The organism is Streptomyces sp. NPDC020845 (assembly GCF_044334165.1).
Taxonomy (GTDB): domain Bacteria; phylum Actinomycetota; class Actinomycetes; order Streptomycetales; family Streptomycetaceae; genus Streptomyces.
Genome location: NZ_JBIRSJ010000007.1, coordinates 161,300 through 187,645, shown reverse-complemented (window position 1 = coordinate 187,645; position 26,346 = coordinate 161,300). Strand labels below are relative to the sequence as shown.

At 72.3% G+C, this 26,346-nt stretch carries 22 protein-coding genes and 2 tRNA genes; 20 read left to right on the top strand and 4 right to left on the bottom strand.

Going from position 1 to position 26,346, the window contains the following annotated elements:
* Positions 1–94 precede the first annotated feature (94 nt).
* A complete protein-coding gene (locus ACH4U7_RS19435) occupies positions 95–2,206 on the bottom strand; it encodes a hypothetical protein (RefSeq protein WP_398529112.1) in 2,112 nt (703 codons plus the stop codon).
* A 375-nt stretch (positions 2,207–2,581) separates the two neighbouring features.
* Between ACH4U7_RS19435 and proB the strand changes: the two genes are divergently transcribed.
* The 5 genes from proB to ACH4U7_RS19410 all read left to right on the top strand — a co-directional run bounded on the left by proB (position 2,582) and on the right by ACH4U7_RS19410 (position 7,961).
* Positions 2,582–3,766 carry a glutamate 5-kinase gene (proB, locus tag ACH4U7_RS19430; protein ID WP_398529111.1) on the top strand — a complete coding sequence of 395 codons (1,185 nt, stop codon included), beginning with the start codon at positions 2,582–2,584 and terminating at the stop codon, positions 3,764–3,766.
* Between the two features lie 223 nt (positions 3,767–3,989).
* The gene (locus ACH4U7_RS19425) at positions 3,990–4,487 is read left to right on the top strand and encodes a hypothetical protein (RefSeq protein WP_398529110.1); all 498 of its coding nucleotides are present in this window, start codon (positions 3,990–3,992) and stop codon (positions 4,485–4,487) included.
* Positions 4,488–4,638: 151 nt separating this feature from the next.
* Entirely contained in the window at positions 4,639–5,946 is a 1,308-nt protein-coding gene (locus ACH4U7_RS19420) for a glutamate-5-semialdehyde dehydrogenase (protein WP_398529109.1), read from the top strand.
* Positions 5,947–6,129: 183 nt separating this feature from the next.
* Positions 6,130–6,816 (top strand): hypothetical protein, encoded by a 687-nt coding sequence (locus ACH4U7_RS19415; RefSeq protein WP_398529108.1) that lies wholly within the window; start codon positions 6,130–6,132, stop codon positions 6,814–6,816.
* A 59-nt stretch (positions 6,817–6,875) separates the two neighbouring features.
* Positions 6,876–7,961, top strand: coding sequence for a hypothetical protein (locus ACH4U7_RS19410; RefSeq protein ID WP_398529107.1), 1,086 nt, complete (start codon positions 6,876–6,878; stop codon positions 7,959–7,961).
* 39 nt (positions 7,962–8,000) lie between these two features.
* On the opposite strand, the gene ACH4U7_RS19405 is transcribed toward ACH4U7_RS19410, so the two are convergent.
* Positions 8,001–9,191, bottom strand: a complete 1,191-nt coding sequence (locus ACH4U7_RS19405) for a M48 family metallopeptidase (RefSeq protein ID WP_398529106.1) — start codon at positions 9,189–9,191, stop codon at positions 8,001–8,003.
* Positions 9,192–9,329: 138 nt separating this feature from the next.
* Between ACH4U7_RS19405 and ACH4U7_RS19400 the strand changes: the two genes are divergently transcribed.
* From ACH4U7_RS19400 to ACH4U7_RS19370, 7 genes are all read left to right on the top strand, one after another.
* Entirely contained in the window at positions 9,330–9,482 is a 153-nt protein-coding gene (locus ACH4U7_RS19400; RefSeq protein ID WP_179285038.1) for a hypothetical protein, read from the top strand.
* Positions 9,483–9,548: 66 nt separating this feature from the next.
* On the top strand, positions 9,549–9,713 hold the full coding sequence (locus ACH4U7_RS19395) for a hypothetical protein (RefSeq protein ID WP_014179706.1): 165 nt from the start codon (positions 9,549–9,551) through the stop codon (positions 9,711–9,713).
* A 17-nt stretch (positions 9,714–9,730) separates the two neighbouring features.
* Entirely contained in the window at positions 9,731–10,384 is a 654-nt protein-coding gene (nadD, locus tag ACH4U7_RS19390) for a nicotinate-nucleotide adenylyltransferase (protein WP_398529105.1), read from the top strand.
* Positions 10,385–10,394: 10 nt separating this feature from the next.
* Positions 10,395–12,272, top strand: a complete 1,878-nt coding sequence (locus ACH4U7_RS19385; protein WP_398529104.1) for an LCP family protein — start codon at positions 10,395–10,397, stop codon at positions 12,270–12,272.
* Between the two features lie 83 nt (positions 12,273–12,355).
* Positions 12,356–12,805, top strand: coding sequence for a ribosome silencing factor (gene rsfS / locus ACH4U7_RS19380; RefSeq protein ID WP_398529103.1), 450 nt, complete (start codon positions 12,356–12,358; stop codon positions 12,803–12,805).
* The gene (locus ACH4U7_RS19375; RefSeq protein WP_385611464.1) at positions 12,802–13,455 is read left to right on the top strand and encodes a histidine phosphatase family protein; all 654 of its coding nucleotides are present in this window, start codon (positions 12,802–12,804) and stop codon (positions 13,453–13,455) included. The genes rsfS and ACH4U7_RS19375 overlap by 4 nt, the downstream gene beginning before the upstream one ends.
* 91 nt (positions 13,456–13,546) lie before the next feature.
* Positions 13,547–13,619: transfer RNA gene (locus ACH4U7_RS19370), tRNA-Ala, on the top strand.
* Positions 13,620–13,650: 31 nt separating this feature from the next.
* Here the strand turns inward: ACH4U7_RS19370 and ACH4U7_RS19365 are convergent.
* The gene (locus tag ACH4U7_RS19365) at positions 13,651–14,619 is read right to left on the bottom strand and encodes a helix-turn-helix transcriptional regulator (RefSeq protein WP_398529102.1); all 969 of its coding nucleotides are present in this window, start codon (positions 14,617–14,619) and stop codon (positions 13,651–13,653) included.
* A gap of 101 nt (positions 14,620–14,720) precedes the next feature.
* On the opposite strand from ACH4U7_RS19365, the gene ACH4U7_RS19360 reads away from it, so the two are divergent.
* From ACH4U7_RS19360 to ACH4U7_RS19325, 8 genes are all read left to right on the top strand, one after another.
* A complete protein-coding gene (locus ACH4U7_RS19360) occupies positions 14,721–16,235 on the top strand; it encodes an MFS transporter (protein ID WP_398529101.1) in 1,515 nt (504 codons plus the stop codon).
* 117 nt (positions 16,236–16,352) lie between these two features.
* Positions 16,353–16,586 (top strand): hypothetical protein, encoded by a 234-nt coding sequence (locus ACH4U7_RS19355; RefSeq protein WP_065959277.1) that lies wholly within the window; start codon positions 16,353–16,355, stop codon positions 16,584–16,586.
* Positions 16,587–16,665: 79 nt separating this feature from the next.
* A tRNA-Ala gene (locus tag ACH4U7_RS19350) sits at positions 16,666–16,738 on the top strand.
* Positions 16,739–17,067: 329 nt separating this feature from the next.
* A complete protein-coding gene (gene leuS / locus ACH4U7_RS19345; RefSeq protein ID WP_398529100.1) occupies positions 17,068–19,941 on the top strand; it encodes a leucine--tRNA ligase in 2,874 nt (957 codons plus the stop codon).
* A gap of 203 nt (positions 19,942–20,144) precedes the next feature.
* Positions 20,145–20,906, top strand: a complete 762-nt coding sequence (locus ACH4U7_RS19340) for a hypothetical protein (protein WP_398529099.1) — start codon at positions 20,145–20,147, stop codon at positions 20,904–20,906.
* Between the two features lie 60 nt (positions 20,907–20,966).
* Positions 20,967–21,812 (top strand): DegV family protein, encoded by an 846-nt coding sequence (locus tag ACH4U7_RS19335; RefSeq protein WP_398529098.1) that lies wholly within the window; start codon positions 20,967–20,969, stop codon positions 21,810–21,812.
* 120 nt (positions 21,813–21,932) lie between these two features.
* Positions 21,933–22,997 (top strand): helix-hairpin-helix domain-containing protein, encoded by a 1,065-nt coding sequence (locus ACH4U7_RS19330; RefSeq protein WP_398529097.1) that lies wholly within the window; start codon positions 21,933–21,935, stop codon positions 22,995–22,997.
* A gap of 452 nt (positions 22,998–23,449) precedes the next feature.
* A complete protein-coding gene (locus ACH4U7_RS19325) occupies positions 23,450–26,014 on the top strand; it encodes a ComEC/Rec2 family competence protein (protein WP_398529413.1) in 2,565 nt (854 codons plus the stop codon).
* 45 nt (positions 26,015–26,059) lie between these two features.
* Here ACH4U7_RS19325 and ACH4U7_RS19320 read toward each other — a convergent pair whose 3' ends face one another.
* Positions 26,060–26,338: a hypothetical protein gene (locus tag ACH4U7_RS19320; protein WP_398529096.1), complete on the bottom strand. Its 279-nt coding sequence runs from the start codon at positions 26,336–26,338 to the stop codon at positions 26,060–26,062.
* Between the last annotated feature and the right edge of the window lie 8 nt (positions 26,339–26,346).

The following is a 26,346-nucleotide window of genomic DNA, read 5'->3' as shown; positions in this document are numbered from 1 at the left end:
GTACGGCAAAGGCGCGTACGGCAAAGGGCCCCGGGAGAACCGAGCGTTCTCCCGGGGCCCTTTGCGACGCGGCCGGCGGCGTGCGGTGGCGGGGTCAGACCGCCGCCGTCTCCTCCGCCTCGGGCGAGCCCGGCTCCAGCTCCGCCTCCTCGGCGGCGTCCCTGGCCTCCCGCTGCGCGGGGATCTCGTCCGCCAGGCGGGTGGCCATCCGGGCCCGGCGGGCGTCGGCCTTGGCACACAGGGCCTGGGCGGCCGCGTTGAAGCGCACCAGCGACGGCGGGTCGGACGGGCCCAGCAGATGCACCTTCAGCTCCGCGCGCGCGGCCACGTTGGTGTCCTTCGCCGGGTCGCGGACCGATTCGAGGAGCGTGGTCACACCCTTCGCCTTCGGGGTGAGGATGGTCGCGGCGCGCACTGTCGGGAAGCCCGCCTTGAACTCGGCCTCGGACAGCCCGCTGGTGTTCGCCACCGCGTACGGCTTCTCGCTCGTCAGGTAGTCCGAGACCACGCTCGAGACGTCGCTGATCAGCAGGTCCGACTGGTTGAAGCAGGCGAAGATGGCCGGCCGGGGGCCGGTGACGATCTGGTGCTCCCACACCGGCATCGACGCCCAGTAGGCGTTCTCCCAGGCCGTGGTGGCCGCCGTGACGACCGCGGCGCGGTCCTTGTCCGGGGCGCCCTGGAGCTTCATGCGCTCGATCTCGTCCGCGCTGGGGCGGAAGGAGGTGCTGGTGAGGCGGTTGAGCTCGTCGGTGCGACGGGCCAGTTCGGCGGCGGCCTCCGGGCCGGGCCGGTCGCCGCTCCGCTTGGTGTTCGCCTCGGCGATCATCGCCATGATGCGCTCGTTGGCGCGGCCCGCGCGGGGGTCGACCGAACCGGTCATCGGGTGCGGCTTGTACAGGAGGCGCACCTTGGGGTCGGCCAGCAGCTCGCGGACGATGTTCTCACCCGCCAGGATGACCGAGGTGTTGCCCGGGTTGCCGTCCCAGCCCTCCCAGGTGGGCGCGTACAGCACGGTGGTGAAGTCCTCCCCGCCGGCGCCGCCGAGCGCGCCGGTGGCCGCGGCCGCGTAGGGGCGGATCGGGGCCAGCTGCGGGCGGCCGACCTCGGCCACGTCCTTGTCCTCGACGCCGATGTCGGCGAGCTGGTAGCGCTCACGCGCCGCCGGGCCCGCGACCCACACCTCGTCGTACGCCTTGGCGTACGGGTTGCAGCTGGAGAGCTTGTCGCTCTCGCCGTGGTTGATGAAGGCGTGCTTGATCGACGGGATGCGCAGGACTTGCGAGGTCTTGCCGGAGTTCGCCGGGTGGAGCAGCACCTTGAGCGTGGAGTGCTCGAGCCGCATCAGGTGCGCGACCTTGGGCAGGCACACGATCGGCACGTCCGTCGCGTCGATCTTCTGCACCATGAAGCGCTCGCGGAGCACGATGATCGGGTTGCCGTCGAGCGCGGCGAGCGTGGAGAGCCACATGTTCGCCTGGTACGCCGAGGTGGTGCCGCCGGAGAAGTACATGCCGACCGTCGGCTGGTACTCCGCCAGCCACTTGTCCAGCCACTCCAGCGCCTTGGCCTCACCGGCCACGCGCTTGCGCGGCAGCAGCCAGGTGCTCAGGTGAACGGTGCCGGCGAGCGCGATCAGCAGGCCGACGGCCACGCCGATCCCGCCCCACACGGCGTTCTTGGTGCCCGTGGTGACCAGCAGACCCGCGGTGACCGGGATCGACAGACGCACCAGCCGGCGGGCGTGCTGGCGGGCGAACAGCCGCGGCGGGGCTTCGCTCAGCCGCAGCGCCGACGCGTCGATGTTGCGGGTGACGAACGGCAGCTGGCGGGTGCGGCGGACCAATATGGCCACGGCCTGGCAGGCGAAGTGCGTCACATAGAACAGCAGCAGCCCGGCCGTCAGCGGCGCCTGCTCGTGCAGCGGGTCGATGCCGTCTATGCGCAGCAGTCCCACCAGGATGAGCATGTCCCGGAACAGCTGGCGCACCGTGACGTCGAGGCGGACCTTGCCCAGCAGCGACAGCAGTCCCGGTTGCTTGTGCTGCAGATAGAGATCGAGCGCGAGGCCACCCGCCGAGGCGGCGATCAGAAGGGGCACGTTCGGGAGCACGGCGCCGACGAGCTGTGTGGTGAAGAACACCAGCATCGCGAGCAGCGCAGCCAGCTGTACGGCCCGGCGGGGGGCGATTCCGGCAGAGGGCACGGGTTGAGCTCCTGGCAGGAGGACGAGGGAACTTTATGGGGGGACCCCTGACCGTATGCCGCCGCCCGGCCCGGTGACAATCCGCGCCCGCGCCAACCATCTCGAATCGGGTCCAAAGGAGCCTCCCGAGGCCGCTCAGGCGACCACCGGACGACTTCGAGGCGACCGCCGGGCAACTCACAGACGGCCGGAAGGCGACCCGTGGACGGCCGTCGGGGAGTTCGCCGGGTGTTCGTCGGGGCGGCGCGTCCAGGGGCTGAAATACGCGGGCATCCGGCGGCCCGGCTGACGTACATTGCGCGCTTGTCATGATGAGTGTGTAGAAAGAAGCGCTCTTCAGGGCGCGCACGACCAGGGGACGAGCAGGGGAGCGGTGTGAGCGAGCAGGACGGGTCGGCGGCGGTACGGGACGAGGTGGCCGCGGCCCGCAGGATCGTGGTCAAGGTCGGTTCGTCCTCCCTCACCACTGCGGCGGGAGGTCTGGACGCCGACCGGGTCGACGCGCTGGTGGACGTCCTCGCCAAATTCGTGGACGGCCCAGGCGGTCCCGGCGGCCCAGGCGGTCCCGGCGACGCGGAGGGCAAGGAGATAGTCCTGGTCTCCTCCGGCGCCATCGCCGCGGGCCTGGCGCCGCTGGGGCTCGAGCGGCGCCCGCGCGACCTGGCCCGCCAGCAGGCCGCCGCCAGCGTCGGCCAGGGCCTGCTGGTGGCCCGCTACACGGCCTCGTTCGCGCGCTACGGGCGCCGGGTCGGCCAGGTGCTGCTGACCACCGACGACACCAGCCGCCGCGCCCACTACCGCAACGCCACCCGCACCCTGGACCAGCTGCTGGCCATGGGGGCCGTGCCGATCGTCAACGAGAACGACACAGTGGCCACGGACGAGATCCGGTTCGGCGACAACGACCGGCTCGCGGCCCTGGTCGCCCATCTGGTGCGGGCCGATCTGCTGGTGCTGCTCTCCGATGTGGACGGCCTCTACGACGGGGATCCCCGCACCCCCGGCACCTCCCGGATCGCCGAGGTCACCGGCCCCAAGGACCTGGACGGCGTCTCGATCGGCAGCGCGGGCCGCTCCGGGGTGGGCACCGGCGGCATGGTCACCAAGGTCGAGGCGGCCCGGATCGCGGCCGCGGCCGGTGTTCCGGTGGTGCTGACCTCCGCCAGCCGGGCCGGTGACGCCCTGCTGGGCCGCCCCACCGGCACGTTCTTCCACCGCACCGGCCGCCGCTCCGCCGACCGGCTGCTGTGGCTGGCGCACGCCTCCGCCCCGCGCGGGGCGCTCACCCTGGACGACGGGGCGGTGCGGGCCGTGGTGGAGCGCCGTACCTCGCTGCTGCCGGCCGGTATCGCCGCCGTGGAGGGCGAGTTCACCGCGGGTGACCCGGTCGAGCTGCGCGACACCGAGGGGCGGGCCGTCGCCCGTGGGCTGGTCAACTTCGACGCCAAGGAGATCCCCCGGCTGATCGGGCGGTCGACGCGCGAGCTGGCCCGCGAGCTGGGTCCCGCGTACGAGCGCGAGGTCGTGCACCGGGACGACCTGGTCGTGCTGCACACATGATGCACGCGTGACGGACGTCACTCAGAGGAGAGAAAATCCGACAAGTCCGTTCATTCAGCGGAGAGCTTCCGGAAAATCGCCACGCGGCCTCCCGCGGACTGGTCAACTTTGTTGCACGGGGCCGCACCGGCAGTGGGTCCGTACACCGAACCGTGGGTAACCGCAGCACAGCACCGGCTCCGGCCGGCGCGTGAGCGGAGCAGCGAGCAACAGGAGGCCGCCGGTGAGACGAGGGCGCTCGGGGGCGCTGCCCAAAGAGGGGGCGCTGCCCGAAGAAGCGGCGGGGCGCACCCTGACCAGTGTCGGGACCGTGGGCGCGGGGGTGGGCGAGGCGCCCGACGCGATGGGCGTGGCGGACGCGCCGGGCGTGCCCAGTGAGGCCACCCGGATGTGGCACGTCACCCTCAGCCTCTCGGGCGCGGAGGCCCCGCTGCGGGACGTCCGGCAGGCGCTCGAGCGGCTGGCGCATGACCATCCGTTCCTGCTGACCAGCCGCTATGCCAATGATCACGCCGAGATCCGCTACTGGGAAGAGGCCCGGGACCTGCATGACGCGGCGGCCGTCGCCCTGCGGCTGTGGGGCGAGCACCGGTCCACGGCCAAGCTGCCGCCCTGGGAGATCGTCGGCCTCGAGGTCATCGACCGCGAGACCTACCATCAGCGCATCGCGGAGGGGTACGGTCCGCCGCCGGCCGCGCCGGTAGGGGTGCACCCGTACTGACCGGGACCGACAGGGGCTGACCGGGACCGATAGGGCGCCTATGTGGCCCGATGTGTCCTGATACGGCTCGGCCGTTCCCATCGTGAGAATTCCGTCTCGAAAGGCGGAACGGCGGAGGGCATACGGCCGAGCGCTCAGTAGGCTTCACTCCATGACCAGCGCACCCACCTCGCCCCTCACCGACCCCTGGCCGAAGTCCCCGGTCCTCCAGACCGCCTACCGGGCCCGGGTCGCGGCCACCGACCTCGCCCCGCTGCCGCGCGCGGCCAAGGACGACGCGCTGCTCGCGATGGCCGACGCGCTCGAGGTGCGGACCAAGGAGATCGTCGAGGCCAACGCGGTGGACGTGGCGCGGGCGCGCGAGGCGGGCACGAGCGAGGCGATCATCGACCGGCTCACCCTCACCCCCGAGCGGGTGCGGGCCATCGCCTCGGACGTGCGCGACGTGGTCGCGCTGCCCGACCCGGTCGGCGAGGTGGTGCGCGGCTCGACCCTGCCCAACGGGATCGATCTGCGCCAGGTGCGGGTGCCGCTCGGCGTCGTCGGAATCATCTACGAGGCCCGGCCCAACGTCACGGTGGACGCGGCCGCGCTGTGCCTGAAGTCGGGCAACGCCGTGCTGCTGCGCGGCTCGTCGTCCGCGTACCACTCCAACACCGCGCTGGTGAAGGTCCTGCGCGACGCCGTCGGCGGGGCCGGACTGCCTGCGGACGCCGTGCAGTTGGTGCCGGGCGAGAGCCGGGATTCGGTGGCCGAGTTGATGCGCGCCCGCGGTCTGGTGGACGTGCTGATCCCGCGCGGTGGCGCATCGCTGATCCGTACGGTCGTCGAGCAGTCGACGGTCCCGGTCATCGAGACCGGCACCGGCAACTGCCATGTGTACGTGGACGCGCAGGCCGATCTCGACATGGCGGTCGAGATCCTGGTGAACTCCAAGGCGCAGCGGCCCAGTGTGTGCAACGCCGCCGAAACCCTGCTGGTCCATCAGGACATCGCGGCCGAGTTCCTGCCGCGCGCGCTGGACGCCCTGGCCGAGGCCGGGGTGACGGTGCACGGCGACGAGCGGGTGGTGGCCCTCGCGGAGCGGTTGGAGGGTTCCAAGGCCACGGTCGTCCCGGCGGTGGTGGAGGACTGGGAGACCGAGTACCTCTCGTACGACATCGCGGCGGCGGTCGTGGACTCCCTGGACGCCGCGGTGGCCCACATCCGGCTGTGGTCCTCCGGTCACACCGAGGCGATCGTCACCACGTCCCAGATGGCCGCCCGCCGCTTCACCCAGTTGGTGGACTCGACGACTGTCGCGGTGAACGCCTCCACCCGGTTCACGGACGGCGGCCAGTTCGGCTTCGGCGCCGAGATCGGCATCTCCACGCAGAAGCTGCACGCCCGCGGCCCGATGGGCCTGCCCGAGCTGACCTCGACCAAGTACATCGTCACCGGCGACGGCCACACCCGCTGAGCGGGATTTCCTGCTGCGGCATCCGCGTCGCATCCCCCATGTGGCGTCCCCCGTTCGGGGGACGCCGCGGGCACTCGGGGGTACTCCCGTCGGGTGGACTTCCGCCGCTCCACTCCAGGTGCCTGTTCCCCCGAATAGCATTTCACCCTGCCCAAATTGACCCGTCCGGTCTACTCTGAATGGGTGCCGGACGATGTGGGAGGCAAGCCGTTCCCGGACGGTGACGAGCCCGAAGACCGCAGCCACGGGGAAGCGAACGACGAGTTCGCCACCGTGGTCTTCGACGAGGACTTCGTACGATCCGCCGCGATTCACGAACCCACCGCCATCGAGCGGATGCTGGCCGCCGCCCAGGCCCGCGCCGACGCCGAGGCGTCCCGCCGCCGCTCGGCCGGCGTCTCTCCCGAGGACGAGCTCTACGAGGACGGTTACGGCCCCGACGGCGACGCCGAGTTCGGATATGGCCTGTACGACGACGAGGCCGCCGACACCGACATCGACCAGGCCGACGGATTCGGCCACGGCCGGGATGGCTACGGACCCTATGGCCCGTACGGCCGATACGGCAGCGCCGGGCGCCCCTACCGCGGCCACGCCCGCTGGCACCGCCCGGTGGCCTGGCTGCTGGCGATTCTGATGGGCATAGGGGTCGTCGCGCTGGCCTTCACGGCCGTCTACCGCGGCGCCTCCGGAAACCGCCAGGACCCGTCCCCGCCGCCCGCCACAAGCGGCGTCGACGCCACACCCGCCGACCGCCCGGGCTCCGTGCCCTCGGAGCCGTCGGAGCCGGCCTCGCCCTATGAGTCCGCTGGGGCCGCCGCCACGGACGAGCCGAGCGGCGCCGCGACGACCGTGCCGCGCTCGCCGTAAGCGGAAGTTGTGGAGTATCACCGCGTTTACCGGCGCCCCTCGCGACCTACTCTTGAGATATGACCGGGCGTGGAAACCCTCCTGAGGGGACACCCGAGGGCGTCCCGGGAGGCGGTGACGACGAGTATCGCTCCGTCGTTTTCGACGAGTCGTTCGTTCGCGCTGCCCGGCTCCAGGAATTCTCGGCCCAGGAGCGCATGGGTGAACACGCCAGGGCGGTGCGCAGCCGGCACGCCTGGGCGCGGGCGGGCGCCTCGCGCCAGGCCGTCATTCTGGTGCTGCTGATTGCCTTCGCCTTCGCCGCCGCCGTCTATCTGGGTGTGCGTCACCCCTACCAGAGCCCCCCGCCGCAGGCCGTCGAGCCGCTGCGCAGCACCGTGGTGCCGCTCGCGCCGCGCGGCCAGGTGCCCGGCGGGGAGCCCGCGGCCCTGTTCGAGAACAGCCCGGCCGCCGCGTTCGCCACCGGCGCCGCGGGCGTCACCCTGCCCGGTGCGCGACGCACCCACAGCTTCTCCGAGAGCCAGGTGATGGGCGCGCTCACCACGGCCAAGGAATACATCGTCAAGTCGGCTCTCGACCCGGCCGTGCTCGCCGGCGGCGAGGCGCGGTCCGTACGGCTGCTGCTCGACCCGGACCAGCTCGACCAGTTCGACCGCAGCCTCGAGCACCCGGCCGACGACGGACGGTACGCGGCCACCGGCTGGCTGAACCGCTTCAACCCGGCCGAGGCGGCGCTGGCCGCCCCGGCGGTACGGGTGCACGGCACTCTGACGGCCGCTGAGCGGAGCGCATCGACGCTGGAGGTCACCGCCGACCACACCTTCGTCTACGCCGTCAAGCGCCCCCATGAGGGCGGCACCGACCACGCCTCGCTGTTCACCGTGCGGCGCGAGACGCGGTTCCGCTTCGACCGTGACGATCTGCGCGACCACCACCTGGAGGTGGTGGTCAGCTCCGTGCTGGCGGGCCCGCAGGCATGCGCCGCGAACGCCGCCGGGTATCTGCGGCCGCTGCTGGCCGGGCAGAGCGCCAAGGGCGACGCACCGCCCGGTACGGACCCGTACAGCTCAGGCCGCTCCACGGCGTCCCTGTGCGGTGTCCTGTCCCCGGGAGCCCTGCCGCATCTGCCGGGTTCCGCTTCCTGACGCTGACGCTTCCCGGCGCCTGCTGACGGTTGCTGGCGGTTACGGAAGGTCCGGCTCGGGACCGTCCTTGGGCGGGGTGTCGCCACCCGAGCCACCCGAGCCACCCGAGCCACCCGAGCCACCCGAGCCGCCCGAGCCGCCCGGGCCGTCCTTGGGCGGCTCCTTGGCGGCCGAGGCGCCCCCGGCGAACTTCTCGCGCAGCTTGCTGCCGAGGTCCCCCGCGCCGCCCGCCACATCCCGTACGAACGCCATCAGCGGGTCCTTGCTGCCGCGCACCGACTCCGCGTAGTGGTTCGCCGACTCCCTGAAGGAGTCGCTGACCGAGGTGTTCTTGTCCTCGTCGCGCCGCGCGTAGTGACCGTCCATGATCCGCTGGTAGTCGCGCCCGGCGGCCCACTTCTTCAGTTCGGCGGCGCGCACGGTGGTGAACGGATGGCTGCGCGGCAGCATGTTCAGGATCTTGAGGACGGAGTCCCGCAGATCGCCGCCGGCCTCGTACTCCTCCGCCTGCTCCAGGAAGGCGTCCACATTCATCTCGTGCAGATGGTGGCCGCCCGCGAGCTTCATCAGCCCGCGCATCGACGCCTTCAGGTCCTGCCCCACCAGCAGCCCGGCCCGGTCCGCCGACAGCTCCGACTTGCGGAACCACTCGCGCAGCGCCGTCACCACGGCCATCACCGCGACATTGCCGAGCGGGATCCAGGCGACCTTCATCGCCAGATTGGTCAGGAACAGCAGGATCGTGCGGTAGACGGAGTGCCCGGACAGTGCGTGGCCCACCTCGTGGCCGACGACCGCCCGCATCTCCTCCTCGTCCAGCAGCTCGACCAGGCCGGTGGTGAGCACGATGATCGGCTCGTCCATGCCGATGCACATCGCGTTCGGCCGAGGGTCCTGTGTGACGTACATCGCGGGGACCTTGTCCAGGTCCAGGATGTAGCAGGCGTCCCGGAGCATGTCGTGCAGGTGCGCGAACTGCCGGTCGCTCACCCGCACCGAATCGGACAGATACAGCAGCCGCAGGCTCCGCTCCGGCAGCAGCCCGCTCAGCGCCCTGAAGATCGTGTCGAAGCCGGTCAGCTTGCGCAGCGCGACCAGCGCGGACCGGTCCGCCGGATGCTCGTACGCACGCGAGGAGATGCCCGGGAACCGCCGCCGGTCACGCCCCGGCACCCGCTCCTGCCCGCCGCCCGCGCCGTGCCCGGCCCCAGGCGTGTCGCTGTCGCTCATCTGGCCCCCTCGCTGGACTGCTCGGTCCGTGCCCCAACCAGCCTAGGCCCTCGGCCGCGGCCCGCGGCGGGCACCGCCCGGCCCGACACTGCCCGGGCTGGTGACGGCCTTCGGCCGGGGGAGGGTTAGCGTGGAGGCATGCCCGACATGACTGGTCTCACAGAAGCGCTCGCCGCCACCTCCAAGCACGACGGCGGGCCCGGCGCGCTGCTGCGCATCGTCCTGGTGGTGGGCATCGTGGGCGCCGTGCTGCTGGCCTGGTTCCTGTTGCGCGGGTACAAGCAGGACTGAGATCGGGCTCGCATACGATGTGGCGGACGCACTTGCCCGCCTCGATCCGGATAGGTTCTGCCTGCGATGACCGCTCTCAGCACCGCGCACGCCACCCTGACGACCCTCGCCGCCGAGGGCGAGCACGTCGACAACCATCCGAGCATCAGCCCCTTCATGACCGGCGGCGGGGCCCTGGTGATCCTCCTCCTGCTGCTGTGGGTCACCACCCGCTTCAACCGGGACCGCTGACCGAGGTCACAGTCCCCATGGGTCCCGGCGCCGGGCCGGGCCCAGTAGGGTCTGCTCGCATGGGAGAGCAGATGGGCCACGTCAAGCGGCGGCTCGGGGTGATGGGTGGGACGTTCGATCCCATCCACCACGGCCACCTGGTCGCCGCCAGCGAGGTCGCTTCGCAGTTCCACCTCGACGAAGTGGTGTTCGTACCGACCGGGGAGCCGTGGCAGAAGAGCCACAAGAAGGTGTCCCCGGCCGAGGACCGCTATCTGATGACGGTGATCGCGACGGCCTCGAACCCCCAGTTCTCGGTCAGCCGTATCGACATCGACCGGGGCGGCGCCACGTACACAACGGACACGCTGCGCGATCTGCGCGCGTTGAACAGTGACGCGGACTTGTTCTTCATCACCGGCGCGGACGCGCTGGCCCAGATCCTCACCTGGCGGGACGCCGAGGAGCTGTTCTCGCTCGCGCACTTCATCGGGGTGACCAGACCCGGCCACATACTGGCCGATCCGGGGCTGCCGGAGGGCGGGGTGTCGCTGGTCGAGGTGCCGGCGCTGGCGATCTCCTCCTCGGACTGCCGCGCGCGGGTCGCACACGGCGAGCCGGTCTGGTATCTGGTGCCGGACGGCGTGGTGCGCTACATCGACAAGCGCGAGTTGTACCGGCACGACTGCTGAAGGGGCACCGGTGAACGACCGACAGGACCCGTACGACCCGTACGCGCGGGATTCCTATCCCCAGGACCCGCAGATCTACGGCTACGACGCCTATGGCCGGCCGGTGTACCAGCCGCAGGACGCGCAGCAGGGCTACGACCCGTATGCGCAGGGGCAGCCGCAGCAGCAGCCGCCGCAGGAAGGTTACGGCTACGACCCGTACGCGCAGCAGACGCAGCAGCCTTACGGGCAGGGGCAGGGGCAGCCACAGTACGACCTGTACGCCGGGCAGCAGCAGTACCCGCACCAGCACGACCCACAGCAGCCGCAGCAGCCGCAGCAGGGTTACGACTACACCCCGTACGACAGCGCGCAGGGCACCTCCTACGGCGCGGCCCCCTACGAGACGCCCTACGCCCCCGGCGGGCGCCCGAACGTCCCCCCGCAGCGCGACCCGGCGGCCCCGGCCCCGGCCCCGGCGCCGGGCGATGCGTACCAGGAGCCCGGCCCCGCCGAGCGTGAGCAGGCTCCCTCCCGGGCTGACGCCCGTACCAGCAGACCGGCCGACCGGCAGCCCGATGGGCAACCCGGCAAGCGGTCCGCGCAGCAGTCCGGCGGGAAGTCGGCCGAGCAGTCGGACGGCGAGGCGTACCGCACCGAGCAGTTCTCCTTCGTCGAGGAGCCGGACGAGGACTCCGAAGACGTCATCGACTGGCTCAAGTTCGCCGAGACCCGCAGCGAGCGGCGCGACGAGCGCAAGCGCAAGGGCCGCAACCGCGTGGTGGCGCTGGTGGTGGTCATGGTCCTGGCCGCGGTGGGCGGGGTCGGTTACCTCTGGTACGCGGGCAAGCTGCCGGGCCTGTCCGACGACGAGCAGGGCACGGCCGCCGCCGGGGGACCGCAGAAGCGCGATGTGATCGTGGTCAATCTGCGCGAGACCAAGGGCGGGCGCACCTCCACCGCGCTGCTGGTCGACAACGAGACCACCAAGCGGGGCACCACCGTCCTGCTGCCGAACGCGCTCGCCCTGTCCACCGAGGACGGTGGCGCGACCACCCTGGGCAAGTCGGTGGTCGACGAGGGCTCCGACTCCACCCGTGAGTCCCTGAGCACGCTGCTCGGCTCGCGGATCCAGGGCACCTGGCGGCTGGACACCCCGTATCTGGAGAACCTGGTCGAGCTGGTCGGCGGCATCACCCTCGACGCCGACGCCACCGTCCCGGGGGCGGCGAAGGGCGACGACCCGCTGGTCGAGCGGGGCAAACAGCGCGATCTGGGCGGCGAGGCCGCCGTCGCGTACGCCACCTACCGCGGACAGGGCGAGACGCAGACCAAGCAGCTCGCGCGCTTCGGACAGGTCATGCACGCGGCGCTGAAGAAGATCTCCAGCGATACGGACGGCGCCACGAACACCGTGGAGTCGCTGGCCCAGATCCCGGACCCGTCGCTGAGCGAGAAGGCGCTCGGCGCGTCGCTGGCCCGGCTGGCCGAGCAGGCCAAGGGCGGTTCGTACGACACCACCATGCTGCCGGTCCAGCCGGACGGCACGCTCAGCGAGGAGTCCACCGACAAGGTGGTCAAGACCATCCTCGGCGGCGCGGTCAAGAACACCGACCAGGAGGCGGCCTCGCGGGTCAGCGTGAAGAACGCGGGCTCGGTGCAGGGCGCGGCCAACGAGGCGCAGGTCACCCTGGTCAACGGCGGCTTTACGGTCGTCGGCGCCACCGAGCAGGGCGGCACTCCGCAGGCGGCCTCGCAGGTGCTGTACGCGGACGCGAAGCAGGCCGCCCAGGCCAAGGAGGTCGCCAAGACGCTGGGTCTTGCCGCCGCCGCCGCGAAGAAGGGCAAGGTCGCCTCGAACGCGGACATCACGGTCCTCCTCGGCCCGGACTACAAGCCGAAGAGCTGACCGGGGGCGAGAAGGCCGGACGGGGTGACGGTGGGGCGTGAGACGCTTGGGGTATCACGTCCCACCGACTGAAAGCCTTGCCTGTGACCGCCACTGACCGCTCCATCGAGCTCATCAACGCCGCCGCCCAGGCGGCCGCCGACAAGCTCGCGCACGACATCATCGCGTACGACGTCAGCGATGTGCTCTCGATCACCGACGCCTTCCTGCTCGCCTCGGCTCCCAACGACCGCCAGGTCAAGTCGATCGTCGACGAGATCGAGGAGCGGCTGAACAAGGAGCTGGGCGCCAAGCCGGTGCGCCGCGAGGGCGACCGCGAGGCCCGCTGGGTGCTGCTGGACTATGTGGACATCGTGGTCCACGTCCAGCACAGCGAGGAGCGCGTCTTCTACGCCCTGGAGCGGCTGTGGAAGGACTGCCCGCAGCTGGAGCTGCCCGCCGACGCCAAGGCCACCCGCGGCAAGGGGGAGGAGTACGCGAAGGCACAGTCCGCCGACGTCGGGCTCGGCGGACTGGACGGTGAGCTGCGCTGAACGGCTCGCAGGGCGGCCGTGGCCGCCGCATAGTCCTGTGGCGCCACGGCCAGACGGCCTGGAATCTCGAGCGCCGCTTCCAGGGGACCACGGACATCGAGCTGACCGAGACGGGTGTCGTACAGGCGCGCCGCTCGGCCCGCCTGCTGGCCGCCCTGAAGCCGCACGCCATCCTCGCCTCCGACCTCAGCCGCGCCAAGGCGACGGCCGCCGAGCTGGCCACCGTCACGGGCCTGGAGGTCAACTACGACGCGGGGCTGCGGGAGAGCTTCGCCGGGCAGTGGCAGGGGCTCACCCATGAGGAGATCACCGCGCGGTTCGGCGAGCAGTACGCGGCGTGGAAGCGCGGCGAGCCGGTGCGGCGCGGCGGCGGCGAGCTGGAGACCGAGGTGGCGGACCGGGCCGCGCCGGTCGTGGCAGAGGCCGCCGACAAGCTGCCGGACGGCGGCACGCTCGTCGTGGTCAGCCATGGCGGCACGATCCGCACCACCATCGGGCGGCTGCTCGGCCTCGACCCGAATTCCTGGGAAGCGCTCGGCGGGCTGTCCAACTGCTCCTGGTCGGTACTGGGCGAGGGCGCGCGCGGCTGGCGGCTCCTGGAGCACAACGCCGGGTCGCTGCCGGAGCCGGTGCTCGGCGACGACGACTGAGCGGATTTCCGACGACTGGGCGGATTTCCTTTTCCGGCAGGTCACCGGCTAAGCTTCATCTCGTTCGAAGCGCTCCGGCGCGACGGAGAGCGGGGCTATAGCTCAGTTGGTAGAGCGCCTGCATGGCATGCAGGAGGTCAGGAGTTCAATTCTCCTTAGCTCCACAGAAGTTGGGCCACGGCGATCCCGCTTCCCTCACAGGGAGGCGGGATCTTTCGTTTCCGCCTCCGCGTCTGCCTCCATCTCCGCCTCCATCTCCGCTGCCGCCGCCCGCTCCGCCAGGATCTCGGAGACGTGCCGGGCGTGCCGGGGGCAGCCGATGAGCAGGTCGTCCATCGTGCGCAGCCGGTCAAGCAATACCCGGCTCTGCTCATCGCTCGGGGTGTAGACCACGACGCGGCTCTCCGGAGCCCCCTGGATCACCAGGGAGGTCGAGATCAGCCGCAGATCGCCGACCGAGGCGTGCCGTACGAGTTTGATCCGGGAGCCGGGCGGGGCGACATCCCCGCTGTGCCACATCCGGGCGAATTCCTTGCTGAGGCCCAGCAGGCGGTTGATGAAGTCCTCCCAGGCGGGCTCGCCCACATGGCGGCCGTATGCGCCGCGCAGCGTCGCCACCATGAGCGGCAGTTCATTGGCCCGGTTGATGAACATGGAGCAGCAGCCGGGGTGGGAGAACAGCTGCCACAGCGCGTTCCGCTCGGTGCGGGGGGCTATCGCGAGCGACGGGAAGAGGGTCTTGTATGTGTCGTTCAGCGCCAGCAGGTCGTACCGGGCGTTGTAGACCACCGCCGGGAGCGGGTCGATCGCGTCGATGATGCCCTGCACCTCAGGGCGGACCGTCTGCACCTCGTCCGCCAGGTCGGGGACGTACGGCACCTCGGCGAGGTGGTACAGGTGCTCGCGCTCGGCCTGGTCCAGGCGCAGGGTGCGGGCCACCGCGTCCAGCACCTGCGCACTGGCGTTGATCGGGCGGCCCTGCTCCAGCCAGGTGTACCAGGTCACGCCGACCCCGGAGAGCTGGGCGACCTCCTCCCGGCGCAGCCCCGGCGTGCGGCGGCGCAGACCCGGGGCCATGCCCACGTCGGCGGGCGTCACCCGGGCGCGGCGTATGCGCAGGAAGGCGGCCAGCTCCGGCCGCCGGCGGCGGGTGTTCACTGTCATCGTGCCATGGTCCCCGCCGTGGCGGGTGGCTGCCAGGTGCTGCCAGTACCAGCATCGGCGGGCTCTCGTTACCCGTACCGGCCCGCCTCCAGGCTCGATCCATGACACACACCACCCCGACCACCTCGGTGCCGCCCGGCGCGCTCGACGACACCGGTGGATCCAGTAAAAGCGATGCCACTGACAACCGGTCCCGGCGCCGGGCGCCGGGCCCCGGCCGGCTGCTCACGATCGTCCTGGTCGGGCAGCTCATGGCGGTCCTCGACGTCTTCATCGTCAACGTCGCCGCACCGGCCCTCAGCACCGATCTGCACGCCTCGGGCGCCGGGCTGCAACTGGTCGTCGCGGGCTACACGATCTCGTACGCCGTGCTGCTGATCACCGGCGCGCGGCTGGGTGCCCTGATCGGCCACCGGCAGGCGTTCCTCGCCGGGCTCACGGTCTTCACCGCCGCCTCGCTGGCCTGCGGGCTGGCCCCCGGCACGGGGGCGCTGATCGCCTTCCGGTTCATCCAGGGTGCGGGCGCGGCGGTGATGCTGCCGCAGGTGCTCAGCCTCATCCAGCGCACCTTCACGGGCGCTTCGCGGGCCCGTGCGCTCGGCGCCTATTCGGCGGTGCTGGCCTCCGGCGCGGCCGTCGGGCAGGTCCTGGGCGGGGCGCTGGTGCAGGCGGATCTGTTCGGGACCGGCTGGCGCCCGGTCTTCCTGGTGAATGTGCCGATCGGCCTTGCGCTGCTGGTCCTGGGACCGCGCTGGCTGCGCGGCGCCGAGGAGAGCCCGGCGGCGGGCGCGGGCGGTGGCGCGGCGGGGCGGTCCGGGGCCCTGGACCTGACCGGTCTGCTGCTGCTCGCGGCGGCGGTGCTGCTGTTCACCGTGCCGTTGGTGCTCGGCCAGGAGCGTGGCTGGCCGCTGTGGGGCTGGGTCATGCTGGGCCTGAGCGCGGTCCTGGCGGCGGCCTTCGCGGCGTACGAGGCCCGGCTGGCCGGCCGTGGCGGGGCGCCGCTGATCTCGCCGCGGGTGGCGGGGGCGCCGGGCATGCCGCTTGCGATCGTGCGGATCGTGCTGGGAATGGCGGCCAACGGGGGCTTTCTGTTCGTGATGACGCTGCATGTGCAGGGTGGGCTCGGCTACAGCGCCCTGCGGGCCGGCTGTACCTTCGCCCCCACCGCTGTGGCGTTCGGCCTCGTCGGCCTCAACTGGCAGCGTCTTCCGTCGCGCTGGCAGCCCGTCACCGTACCGGCCGGATTCGTGCTGGCGGCCGTCTCGTTCGTCGGCGTCGGTCTGGCGCTGCGCGACGGGTCCGACGGCGGCGCCTGGCTGTTCGTCGCCCTGGTGGGCGTCGGGATGGGGCTCGCCTTCGCCTACAGCCCCGTGCTGACCCGGACGTTGGCGACCGTTCGGCCGCAGGACGCGGCGGACGCCAGCGGGGTGCTGGTGACATCCGCTCAACTCGGTCTGCTGAGCGGCGTCGCCGTTTTCGGCGCGGTCTTCCTGGGCCACGGGTCGGGCGTGGACGCCTCCGCGGACGCCCTGTGGATGAGCTGTCTGGCGCTGGCGGGCGCGGCGCTGTGCGGAGCGATTGTTGGTCTGGTGATACGTGTGAGGTATCTCCGCTGACCTGGGCGCCCTCCCATGGCAGAATCGGCGGCCGGAGGGGGATCCCAAGGTCTTGGTGACAACGGCGGTGTTTCCTACGTGTGTACGGCCTGCGGCCACAGCTGGAGCTGAGTGAGATTGGGAGCACACAGCCGGAAGTGCGACTGGTGTGGCAGCGGGACGCCGATCGTGCGCGACATGGAACCGCTCAACCCCGACTACCAGTACTGGTGTGTGGAGTGCGCCCGGGCGCTCATCATCAAGGGCGACCCGATCGAGACGTACAGGGAGCTCGAAGGGGAGCCGATCTACGGACGGCTCCTCGACGAGCACTGCACCCTGAAGCGCTTCTACTCGTTCGCGACGGCATAAGGAAACCGATTTGGCAGACGGCCGTGGGGTCCGTGTAATGTAGGCGATGCCGCCGGGGGTACCGGGCGGAGCAGGACCTGGGGCTATAGCTCAGTTGGTAGAGCGCCTGCATGGCATGCAGGAGGTCAGGAGTTCAATTCTCCTTAGCTCCACAGTGTGAGTGAATGGGCGGGCCGTCCGGCGAGGACGGCCCGCCCATTGTCGTAGGTCCGGGGCGTGGGCGACGAGTCCGGTCCGGCGGCAACCTCTGTGCGCGCCATTGGTGCCCTGCGGTAACCTGACCCCATGCGTGCCGTACGCCTTCTGCTTAGCGGGCCGCGCTGATCAGTCCCGACCGGTGATCCACCCGGGTCGGAATCGGCGCGGCGTCCCCTCCTGTGCGAGGGGTCTTTTTGTTTCAGACGCGACTGCTCGGATGCGACTGCGACGGAGAGTCGCCCGGTACCGCAGGCAGAGACGACCCGATGGAGCTTTGAGGACCATGAGCGAGACCAATGCCGCCGAGGCGGCCGCGCCGCACCGCTACACCGCCGCGCTGGCCGCCGACATCGAGGCCCGCTGGCAGGACTTCTGGGACGCGCAGGGCACGTACGACGCCGCCAACCCGAGCGGCGAGCTGGCCGGGGACCCGGAGGCCGTGGCGCGGCCCAAGAAGTTCATCATGGACATGTTCCCGTACCCCTCGGGCGCGGGCCTGCACGTCGGCCACCCCCTGGGCTATATCGCCACCGACGTCTACGCCCGCTACCACCGCATGACGGGCCACAACGTCCTGCACACCCTGGGCTTCGACGCCTTCGGCCTGCCCGCCGAGCAGTACGCCGTGCAGACCGGCACCCACCCCCGGGTGAGCACCGAGGCCAACATCGAGAACATGCGGCGCCAGCTGCGCCGCCTGGGCCTGGGCCACGACCCGCGCCGCTCCTTCGCGACGATCGACCCGGACTACTACAAGTGGACCCAGTGGATCTTCCTGCAGATCTTCAACTCCTGGTACGACCAGGAGGCCGACAAGGCGCGCCCGATCGCCACCCTGGTCGAGCAGTTCGTCTCCGGTGAGCGGGCGACCCCGGACGGGCGCCCCTGGGCGGAGCTGACCGCCGTCGAGCGCGCTGACGTGCTGAGCGGCTACCGCCTGGCGTACGCCTCCGACGCGCCCGTCAACTGGTGCCCGGGCCTGGGCACCGTGCTGGCCAACGAGGAGGTCACCGCCGAGGGCCGCTCCGAGCGCGGCAACTTCCCGGTCTTCAAGGCCAACCTGCGCCAGTGGAACATGCGGATCACCGCCTACGCGGACCGGCTGCTGGATGACCTGGAGGCGCTGGACTGGCCCGAGGCCATCAAGCTGCAGCAGCGCAACTGGATCGGGCGGAGCGAGGGCGCCCGGGTGGACTTCCCGGTGGCGGACCACCCCGACGCCAAGATCACGATCTTCACCACCCGCCAGGACACCCTGTTCGGCGCGACCTATATGGTGCTGGCCCCCGAGCACGGCCTGGTGGACGCCATCGTCCCGGCCGCCTGGCCCGAGGGCACGCACGACGTGTGGACCGGCGGCCACAGCACCCCGGCCGAGGCCGTCGCCGCGTACCGCAAGCAGGCCGCCGCCAAGTCCGACGTCGAGCGCCAGGCCGAGGTCAAGGACAAGACCGGCGTCTTCACGGGCGCCTTCGCGATCAACCCGGTCAACGGCGACCGGGTGCCGGTCTTCATCGCCGACTATGTGCTGATGGGCTACGGCACCGGCGCGATCATGGCCGTCCCCGCGGGCGACCAGCGCGACTTCGAGTTCGCGCGCGCCTTCGAGCTGCCGATCCACTGCATCGTCGAGCCGACCGACGGCCGGGGCACCGACACCGCGACGTGGGTGGACGCCTTCGGGTCATATGACGCGAAGATCATCAACTCGTCCAACGACGACATCTCCCTGGACGGCCTGGACGTCGTCGAGGCCAAGGCCCGGATGGCCGAGTGGCTGACCGCCCGCGGCATCGGCGAGGGCACCGTCAACTTCCGGCTGCGCGACTGGCTGTTCAGCCGCCAGCGCTACTGGGGCGAGCCCTTCCCGATCGTCTACGACGAGGACGGCGTGGCCCACCCGCTGCCCGAGTCGATGCTGCCGCTGGAGCTGCCGGAGGTCGAGGACTACTCGCCGCGCACCTTCGACCCCGACGACGCCGACACCTCCCCGGAGACCCCGCTGTCCCGGAACGAGGACTGGGTCCATGTGGAGCTGGACCTGGGCGACGGCGCCGGTGCCAAGCGGTACCGCCGCGAGACCAACACCATGCCCAACTGGGCCGGCTCCTGCTGGTACGAGCTGCGCTACCTGGACCCGCACAACGCCGAGCGGCTGGTCGACCCGGACATCGAGCAGTACTGGATGGGGCCGCGCGAGGGGCAGCCGACCGGCGGCGTCGACCTGTACGTCGGCGGCGCCGAGCACGCCGTGCTGCATCTGCTGTACGCGCGCTTCTGGTCCAAGGTGCTGTACGACCTGGGCCACATCTCGTCGGCCGAGCCGTTCCACAAGCTGTACAACCAGGGCATGATCCAGGCCTTTGTCTACCGGGACAGCCGCGGTATCGCGGTCCCGGCGGCGGAGGTCGAGGAGCGGGACGGCGCGTACTACTACCAGGGCGAGAAGGTCACCCGTCTGCTGGGCAAGATGGGCAAGTCCCTGAAGAACGCCGTCACCCCGGACGAGATCTGCGCCGAGTACGGGGCCGACACGCTGCGGCTGTACGAGATGGCCATGGGGCCGCTGGATGTGTCGCGGCCCTGGGACACCCGCGCGGTGGTCGGCCAGTACCGGCTGCTGCAGCGTCTGTGGCGCAACGTGGTGGACGAGGCATCCGGCGAGGTCACCGTCGTGGACGCCGAGCCGGACGAGGCGACGCTGCGCGCCCTGCACAAGGCGATCGACGGCGTACGGCAGGACATGGTGAACCTGCGGTTCAACACCGCCATCGCCAAGATCACCGAGCTGAACAACCACGTCACCAAGGCCCGCGAGGTGCCGCGCCAGGTCGCCGAGGCCCTGGTGCTGCTGATCGCGCCGCTGGCCCCGCACGTCGCCGAGGAGCTGTGGCGCAAGCTGGGCCACGACACGTCGGTCGTCCACGAGCCCTTCCCGGTCGCCGACCCGGCGTATGTCGTCGACGAGACCGTGACCTGTGTGGTGCAGGTCAAGGGCAAGGTCAAGGCACGGCTGGAGGTCGCGCCCTCGGTCTCCGAGGAAGAGCTGGAGAAGCTGGCGCTGGGCGACCCGGCGGTGGTGGCCGCGCTGAACGGCGCGGGGATCCGGAAGGTGATCGTGCGGGCGCCGAAGCTGGTGAACATCGTCCCCGCGTGATGGCTGACCGCTGAGTGCTGACCGCTGACCGCTGAGTGCTGATCGCTGGGTGCTTCAGTGCTGGGGCGTCAGGGATCCCACCTACGGGTGGGTTGGGGGTTCGCCGGGAACCCCTAACCCACCCGTTGCGTTTACGGTGGGATGGGAAGACGACCGATGCCGTCGGCCGGAGCCGCCCGGCCCGCCGCCGCGAAGGAGCGCGCATGGAAGCCGTTGTCTGGATCCTGCTGCTTGTCTTCCTGCTCTTCGTCTCGGTGGGTGTCTACGCGGGCGTCCGGGCGGTCAAGGCGGCCAAGCGCGGTATCGACCGCACCGTCAGCCAGGCCCGCCGCACGGTGGAGGACACCAGGCTGCGAGCCAAGCAGTTCGTACAGCCCGGCCCGGCGGGCGAGCTCGCCGAGCTGCGCCTGTCGCTGCGCACCTCGATGCGGGCGACCCATGAGGTGCTGCGGGCGGGGGCGCCCCAAGATCCTTCGCTGTCCGAGGCGTTGGGCCTTTTCGAACGGCTCAGCGCCCATGGGCGGGAGCTGGACGAGGAGCTGAAGCGGCTGGAGCAGGAGCCGACCAGGACCCGCCTGGAGGCCCAGCTGCCCGAGCTCCGGGAGCGTACGGAGCGGATCACCCGCTCCGCGGACTCGCTGCGCTGGGCGGCGCAGGACCGGGCGCAGCGGTTCGCCCGGGACGACCTGGACGCGCTGGATCGCGAGATCGAGGTCGAGGCGGGCGCGCTGCGGCACTGGGCGCCGGAGCCCGAGCCCTCCTCCCCGGCGGCTTCCGGGACCGCGGCGGGGTCCGCCGGGCCTGCCGCGCCCGCGCCCACGTCCGGCGAGCCGCCCCGGTCCATCAGTGGCCCCGGCTCCACGGCGGGGACGGACAGCTGGTGGCAGGCAGCGACATCACCGGCTGATGCCGCGGGGACACCGGCCGCCGACCCGGCGGGCGCACGCCGCAAGAACACGACGTGACCTGATCATCCGGCGGGGTCGCGCTGTTCGCCCAGGCCATCCCCCGATAACCTCCCAGTCATGTCCCGCCATGTCGCGATCGTGACCGATTCCACGGCGTACCTTCCGCAGGAGGCCATGGAGCGGCACCACATCGTCTCGGTGCCGCTGACGGTGGTGCTCGAAGACCGGGCACTGGAGGAGGGGACCGAGATCTCGGCCCGGTCGCTCGCGCAGGCGTTGCAGAAGCGCAGACCGGTGACCACGTCCCGGCCCAGCCCGGCGATGTTCGCGGCCGCCTACCGCGCCGCCGCCGAGGCGGGCGCGACCGGGATCGTCTCCCTCCACCTGTCGGCCGAGTTCTCCGGCACGTACGACGCAGCCGTGCTCGCGGCCCAGGACGCGCCCGTGCCGGTGCGGGTGGTGGACACCGGGATGGTGGCCATGGCGCTCGGCTTCTGCGCCCTGTCGGCGGCCGAGACCGCGGAGAGCGGCGGCATGCTGGACGAGGCGGTCGCGGCCGCCGAGAAGCGCGCCGAGAGCACGGCCGCCTACTTCTACGTCGACACCCTCGACTATCTGCGCCGCGGCGGCCGCATCGGGGCCGCTCAGGCGCTGCTCGGCTCGGCCCTCGCGGTCAAGCCGCTGCTGCAGCTGGACGAGGGCCGGATCGAGCTGCGGGAGAAGGTCCGCACCGCGTCCAAGGCCATCGCCCGGCTGGAGGAGATCGTGGTGGAGCGGGCCGGCCTGAGCCCCGTGGACATCGCGGTACAGCATCTGGCCGCGGGCGAGCGGGCGGCGGCCCTCGCGGAGCGGCTGCGCGAGCGGGTGCCCGGGCTCGAGGAGCTGTACGTGAGCGAGGTCGGCGCGGTGATCGGCGCCCACACCGGTCCTGGTCTGCTGGGCGCGGTGGTCTCGCCGCGCTAGCGGGGCGGGGAGGGGGCGGGTGCGCCCGTCCGGGTGACGGGGTTATCCACAACTGGTGGGTTATCCCCGGAAATTGAGGTGCGTCGGCGAGATCGGCCGAGGTCGCCTACGGTCAGGCGCATGGGAGCACACTCACGCACAGTAACCACCCGGCCGGGCCCCGCCCGCCGTCACGACCGCCGCCCGCCCTCCGGCCCGGGCCGCCATCTGCTCCGCCGCCGCCCCGGCGTCGGTAGGCGCCCGGCGGCGGCCGCGTACCACCGCCATGCGCGAGCGACCGCGCTCTTCCCCAGCGCACCACGAGTCACCGCCGCCACGCCCCAGCCGCCGCCGGGCGCCCGGGACGAGGCGAGCGAAGAGCGCACGGGTACCGGTACGGCGGACGACACGAAGCCGGTCGAGGCAGCCAACGAGGCCGAAGCGGCCGAAGGAGCCGAGGCGGAAGCGACCACCGGCAACCCGGGGATGCCACGCCGCGACCGCCTGCGGCTGGCGCTGAAGGAGCGGCTGCCGCTGTGGCTTCAGCTCCGCTGCGGTATCGAACTGCGGACCCTGGCCGCGCTGGCCGTCGCACTGCTCGTCGCGGCGGCGTTCGCGGCGTACCACTTCTTGACCGGCCGACCGCAGACGGTCGCGGCACCGCCCCCGGAGCCGCCGCGCCCGGCGGCCTCCGAACCGGCTTCGGCTCTGGCTCCGTCGCCCGGGGCGGGGCCTACGGCGGGGCCGGGGTCGGTCGTGGTGGATGTATCGGGCAAGGTCCGCGACCCGGGGGTGCATCGGCTGCGGCCGGGTTCGAGGGTCGCCGACGCGCTGAAGGCGGCCGGAGGGACCCGGCCGGGCGCGGATCTCAGCGGGCTGAACCGGGCCCGTGTCCTGACGGACGGCGAGCAGATCGTGGTCGGCACGCCCCCTGCCCCGACCCCCACCGGCAGCGGCCCCGCCGCCACGGCCGAGTCGGGCGGCGTGGCGGGCGGCGCGGGCCCGGCGCCCGCCGGGCCGGTCAGCCTGAACTCCGCCACCGTCGACCAACTGGACACCCTTCCCGGGGTCGGCCCCGTGCTGGCCCGGCACATCCTCGACTACCGCACCCAGCACGGCGGTTTCCGCTCCGTCGACGAACTCCGCGAGGTCAACGGGATCGGCGACCGCCGATTCGCCGACCTCCGCCCGCTGGTCCGCCCATGACACCCCGACAGGCCCCGCGCCCCCGCGCCCCGGTGCACGCCGAGGCCGCCTCCCCACGCGGAGCCTCCGCCCCACGCCAGGAGGGCCCGCCCGACCTACGCCTCGTACCGCCTGCCCTCGCCGCCTGGCTCGCGGCGGCCCTCGCCCTCGGAGCGTCCGGCCGCACGGTGGCTCTGGCCTGCGCGGGAGCATGCCTCGCCGCAACGGCCCTGATGTGGGCCACCCACCGCCCCCGGACCGCCACCCGACCCCCGCCCAACACTCCGCCCCGGTCCACGACCCCTGCCCCGCCCCGACGCGCCACCCGAGGCCCGGGCAGGGCCCAGGGCACAGCCTCGCGAGCGGGACCGACAGGTCGCTGCGAAGCGGGAGGTGTGGCGTCCGCGGGACGCGGGGCAGCGCCGGAAGGTGCAGCCGTGCCGGGAGCCGTGACCGCCGGGAGAGGCGAGGCTGTGCCGGGAGGCGGGGCAGCGCGGGGAGGCGCGGCGCCCTCGGGAGCTGTAGCGGCCCCGGGAAGCGCGGCTGTCCCGGGGGCTGCGGGCGTCCCGGGGGCTGCGGGCGTCCCGGAAGGCGCAGCCGCCCCGGGAGAGGTAGCCGTTCCAGAAGTCGTAGCAGCCCCAGCAGCCGCAGACGGTCCGGGAACGGTTGCAGCCCGGGGAACCGTGGCCGCGTCGGCGGCCGGGGCGCGGTGGCGTGGGCTTCGGGGGAGTGTGGCTGCGGCGTTGGTGTGCGGGGCCGCGGCGGCTGCCGTGGCCTGGGCGCATGGGGCGGATGTGCGGCGGGGGCCGGTGCCGTCGCTGGCTCGGGTGTACGCCGGGGCTTCCGTCGAGCTGACCGTCACGGGCGATCCGCGCCTCACCCGTCCCCGGGTGCGGGGCGCCGCGCCCGCGCCCGTGTCCGTGGTGCTGGAGGCGGAGGCCACTCGTGTGGCGGCCGACCACGGCGGCTCGGCGGCCACCACCCGCGCCCCCGTCCTCGTGATCGCCCAGCCACGGCCGCAGCAGCAGGCCGCGTGGCTGCGGCTGTTGCCCTCCACGCGCCTGCGCGTCCACGGCCGTCTCGCCCCGCCGATGCGCGACGGCGACCGCATCGCCGCCGTGGTGCGCGTCAACGGCGGCGGGGCGCCGCAGATCGTCGCGGGGCCCACCGCGGCCCAGCGCGTGGCCGGGCGGCTGCGGGGCGGTCTGCGGGCCGCGACCGACGGGCTGGCCCCGGACGCGCGGGCGCTGCTCCCGGGGCTTGTCGTGGGGGACACCTCACGGGTGTCGCCGGATCTCGAAGAGGCGTTCCGGGCCGCGGACATGACGCATCTGCTGGCGGTCAGCGGAAGCAACCTGTCGGTGATCCTCGTGCTGCTCATCGGACCGCCCCACCTCGCCGCCCGGGCCGAGCGGCGCGGGCTCGCCGCCCGGCTGGGCATCCCCCTGCGGATGACCGCGTTGCTCGGCGGTGGGCTCACGCTCGGCTTCGTCATCGTCTGCAGACCCGACCCCAGCGTGCTGCGCGCAGCCGCGTGCGGGCTGATCACCCTGCTGGCCATCGCCACCGGCCGCCGCCGGTCCCTGCTGCCCGCCCTGGCCGCCGCCGTCCTGGTACTGGTCCTCTACGACCCCTGGCTGGCGCGGAGCTACGGTTTTCTGCTCTCCGTGCTGGCCACGGGCGCGCTGCTCACCCTCGCTCCGGGGCTCGGTGCCGCCCTGCGGCGGCGCGGACTGCCGCCGCGGCCCGCCGAGATGCTGGCCGCGGCCGTAGCGGCCCAGGCGGTGTGCGCGCCGGTGGTCGTGGTGCTGGCCGGCCGGGTGAGCCTGGTGGCGATCCCCTGCAATCTGATCGCCGAGCTCGCGGTCGCCCCCGCCACGATCCTCGGCTTCGCCGCTCTCGCGGCGGCCCCGTTCGCGTTCCCGGTCGCCCAGTTCCTGGCCTGGCTGGCCGGTTGGCCGACCGGGGGGATCGCCTCCGTGGCGCGCGCGGGCGCGGGGCTGCCCGGGGCGGAGCTGGCCTGGCCGGGCGGCTGGACCGGCGGGCTGCTGCTGACCGCCGTCACCGCCGTCGCCGTGCTTACCGGCCGCCGCCTGCTGAGGCACCGGCTGCTGTGCGCGCTCTGCGCGCTGCTCCTGCTGCTCGTCCTCACCCGCCCGGCCCCGCTGGCCCGTGTCATCTCCGGCTGGCCACCGCCCGGTTGGCGGCTGGTGGTCTGCGATGTCGGCCAGGGCGACGCGCTGGTCCTCTCGGCCGGCCCCGGCACGGCCGTCGTCGTGGACACCGGTCCTGAGCCGCGCGCCGTGGACCGCTGCCTGCGGAGGCTGGGCGTGGTCCGCATTCCACTGCTCGTTCTCACCCACTTCCACGCCGACCATGTGGCGGGGCTGAGCGGCGCGTTGCGCGGCAGGGCGGTGGGCGCGATCGAGACGACGCCCCTGCGGGACCCGCCGGATCAGGCCGAGTCCGTGCGCCGCCGGGCCGGGGCGGCGCATATCCCGGTGATCACCGCCGCACCGGGGGAGCGCCGCCGGGTCGGCTCCCTGTCCTGGGAGGTGCTGTGGCCGCCGCCCACGGCCGTGCGCTCTGCGAAAGGGCAAGGCGCGCCCGCGCCGACCGCGAAGGGACGAGGCGCGGCCGTATCGCCCGCGCTGGGGCAAGGCGCAACCGGGCTGCCCGTGGAGGGGCCGAACGACGCGAGCGTCACGCTCCTGGTCCGCACGGCGGGCCTGACCTTCCTCCTCCTGGGCGATCTCGAACCGCCCGCACAGAGCGCTTTGCTGGCCGCCCACCCCACGCTGTCCGAGGTGGACGTCCTCAAGGTCGCCCACCACGGTTCCGCCTACCAGGATCCGGGCCTGCTCCGCCGCGTGAGCCCGCGCCTCGCGTTGATCAGCTGTGGTGCGGACAACCCGTATGGCCACCCATCACCCCGAACCGTCGCCGCCCTCCGCGCCCAGGGCGCCGCCGTCCTGCGTACCGACTCCGCCGGTCCGATCGCGATCATCGGCCCGGACCTGCGGGCGGCGGTCAGATGACGCGGGTCACGCTCGGCGGTGGCGGGTGGCCACACGCCACCGGGGCTACTCGGCCTCCAGCCATCCCTCGTACTCGGCCGCGTACGCGTCCAGCGCCGCCGGGTCCAGGGCCTTGGCCGGGTCCTCCACGACCACCAGCCACTGCGCGTCCTCCGCGTCGTCCTCGCCCGCCAGCGCGTCCCGGATCAGATGGGGTTCCTCGGCGACGCCGAAGCGGTCGGCCAGGCCCTCGGCCACCTCCTCGGCCGCGTCGCGGTCGGGCAGTACGAGGACATGTCTTACGGGGTCGAGGAGTGCATCGGTCACCGGATCATTGTCGGGCATCCGGGGAG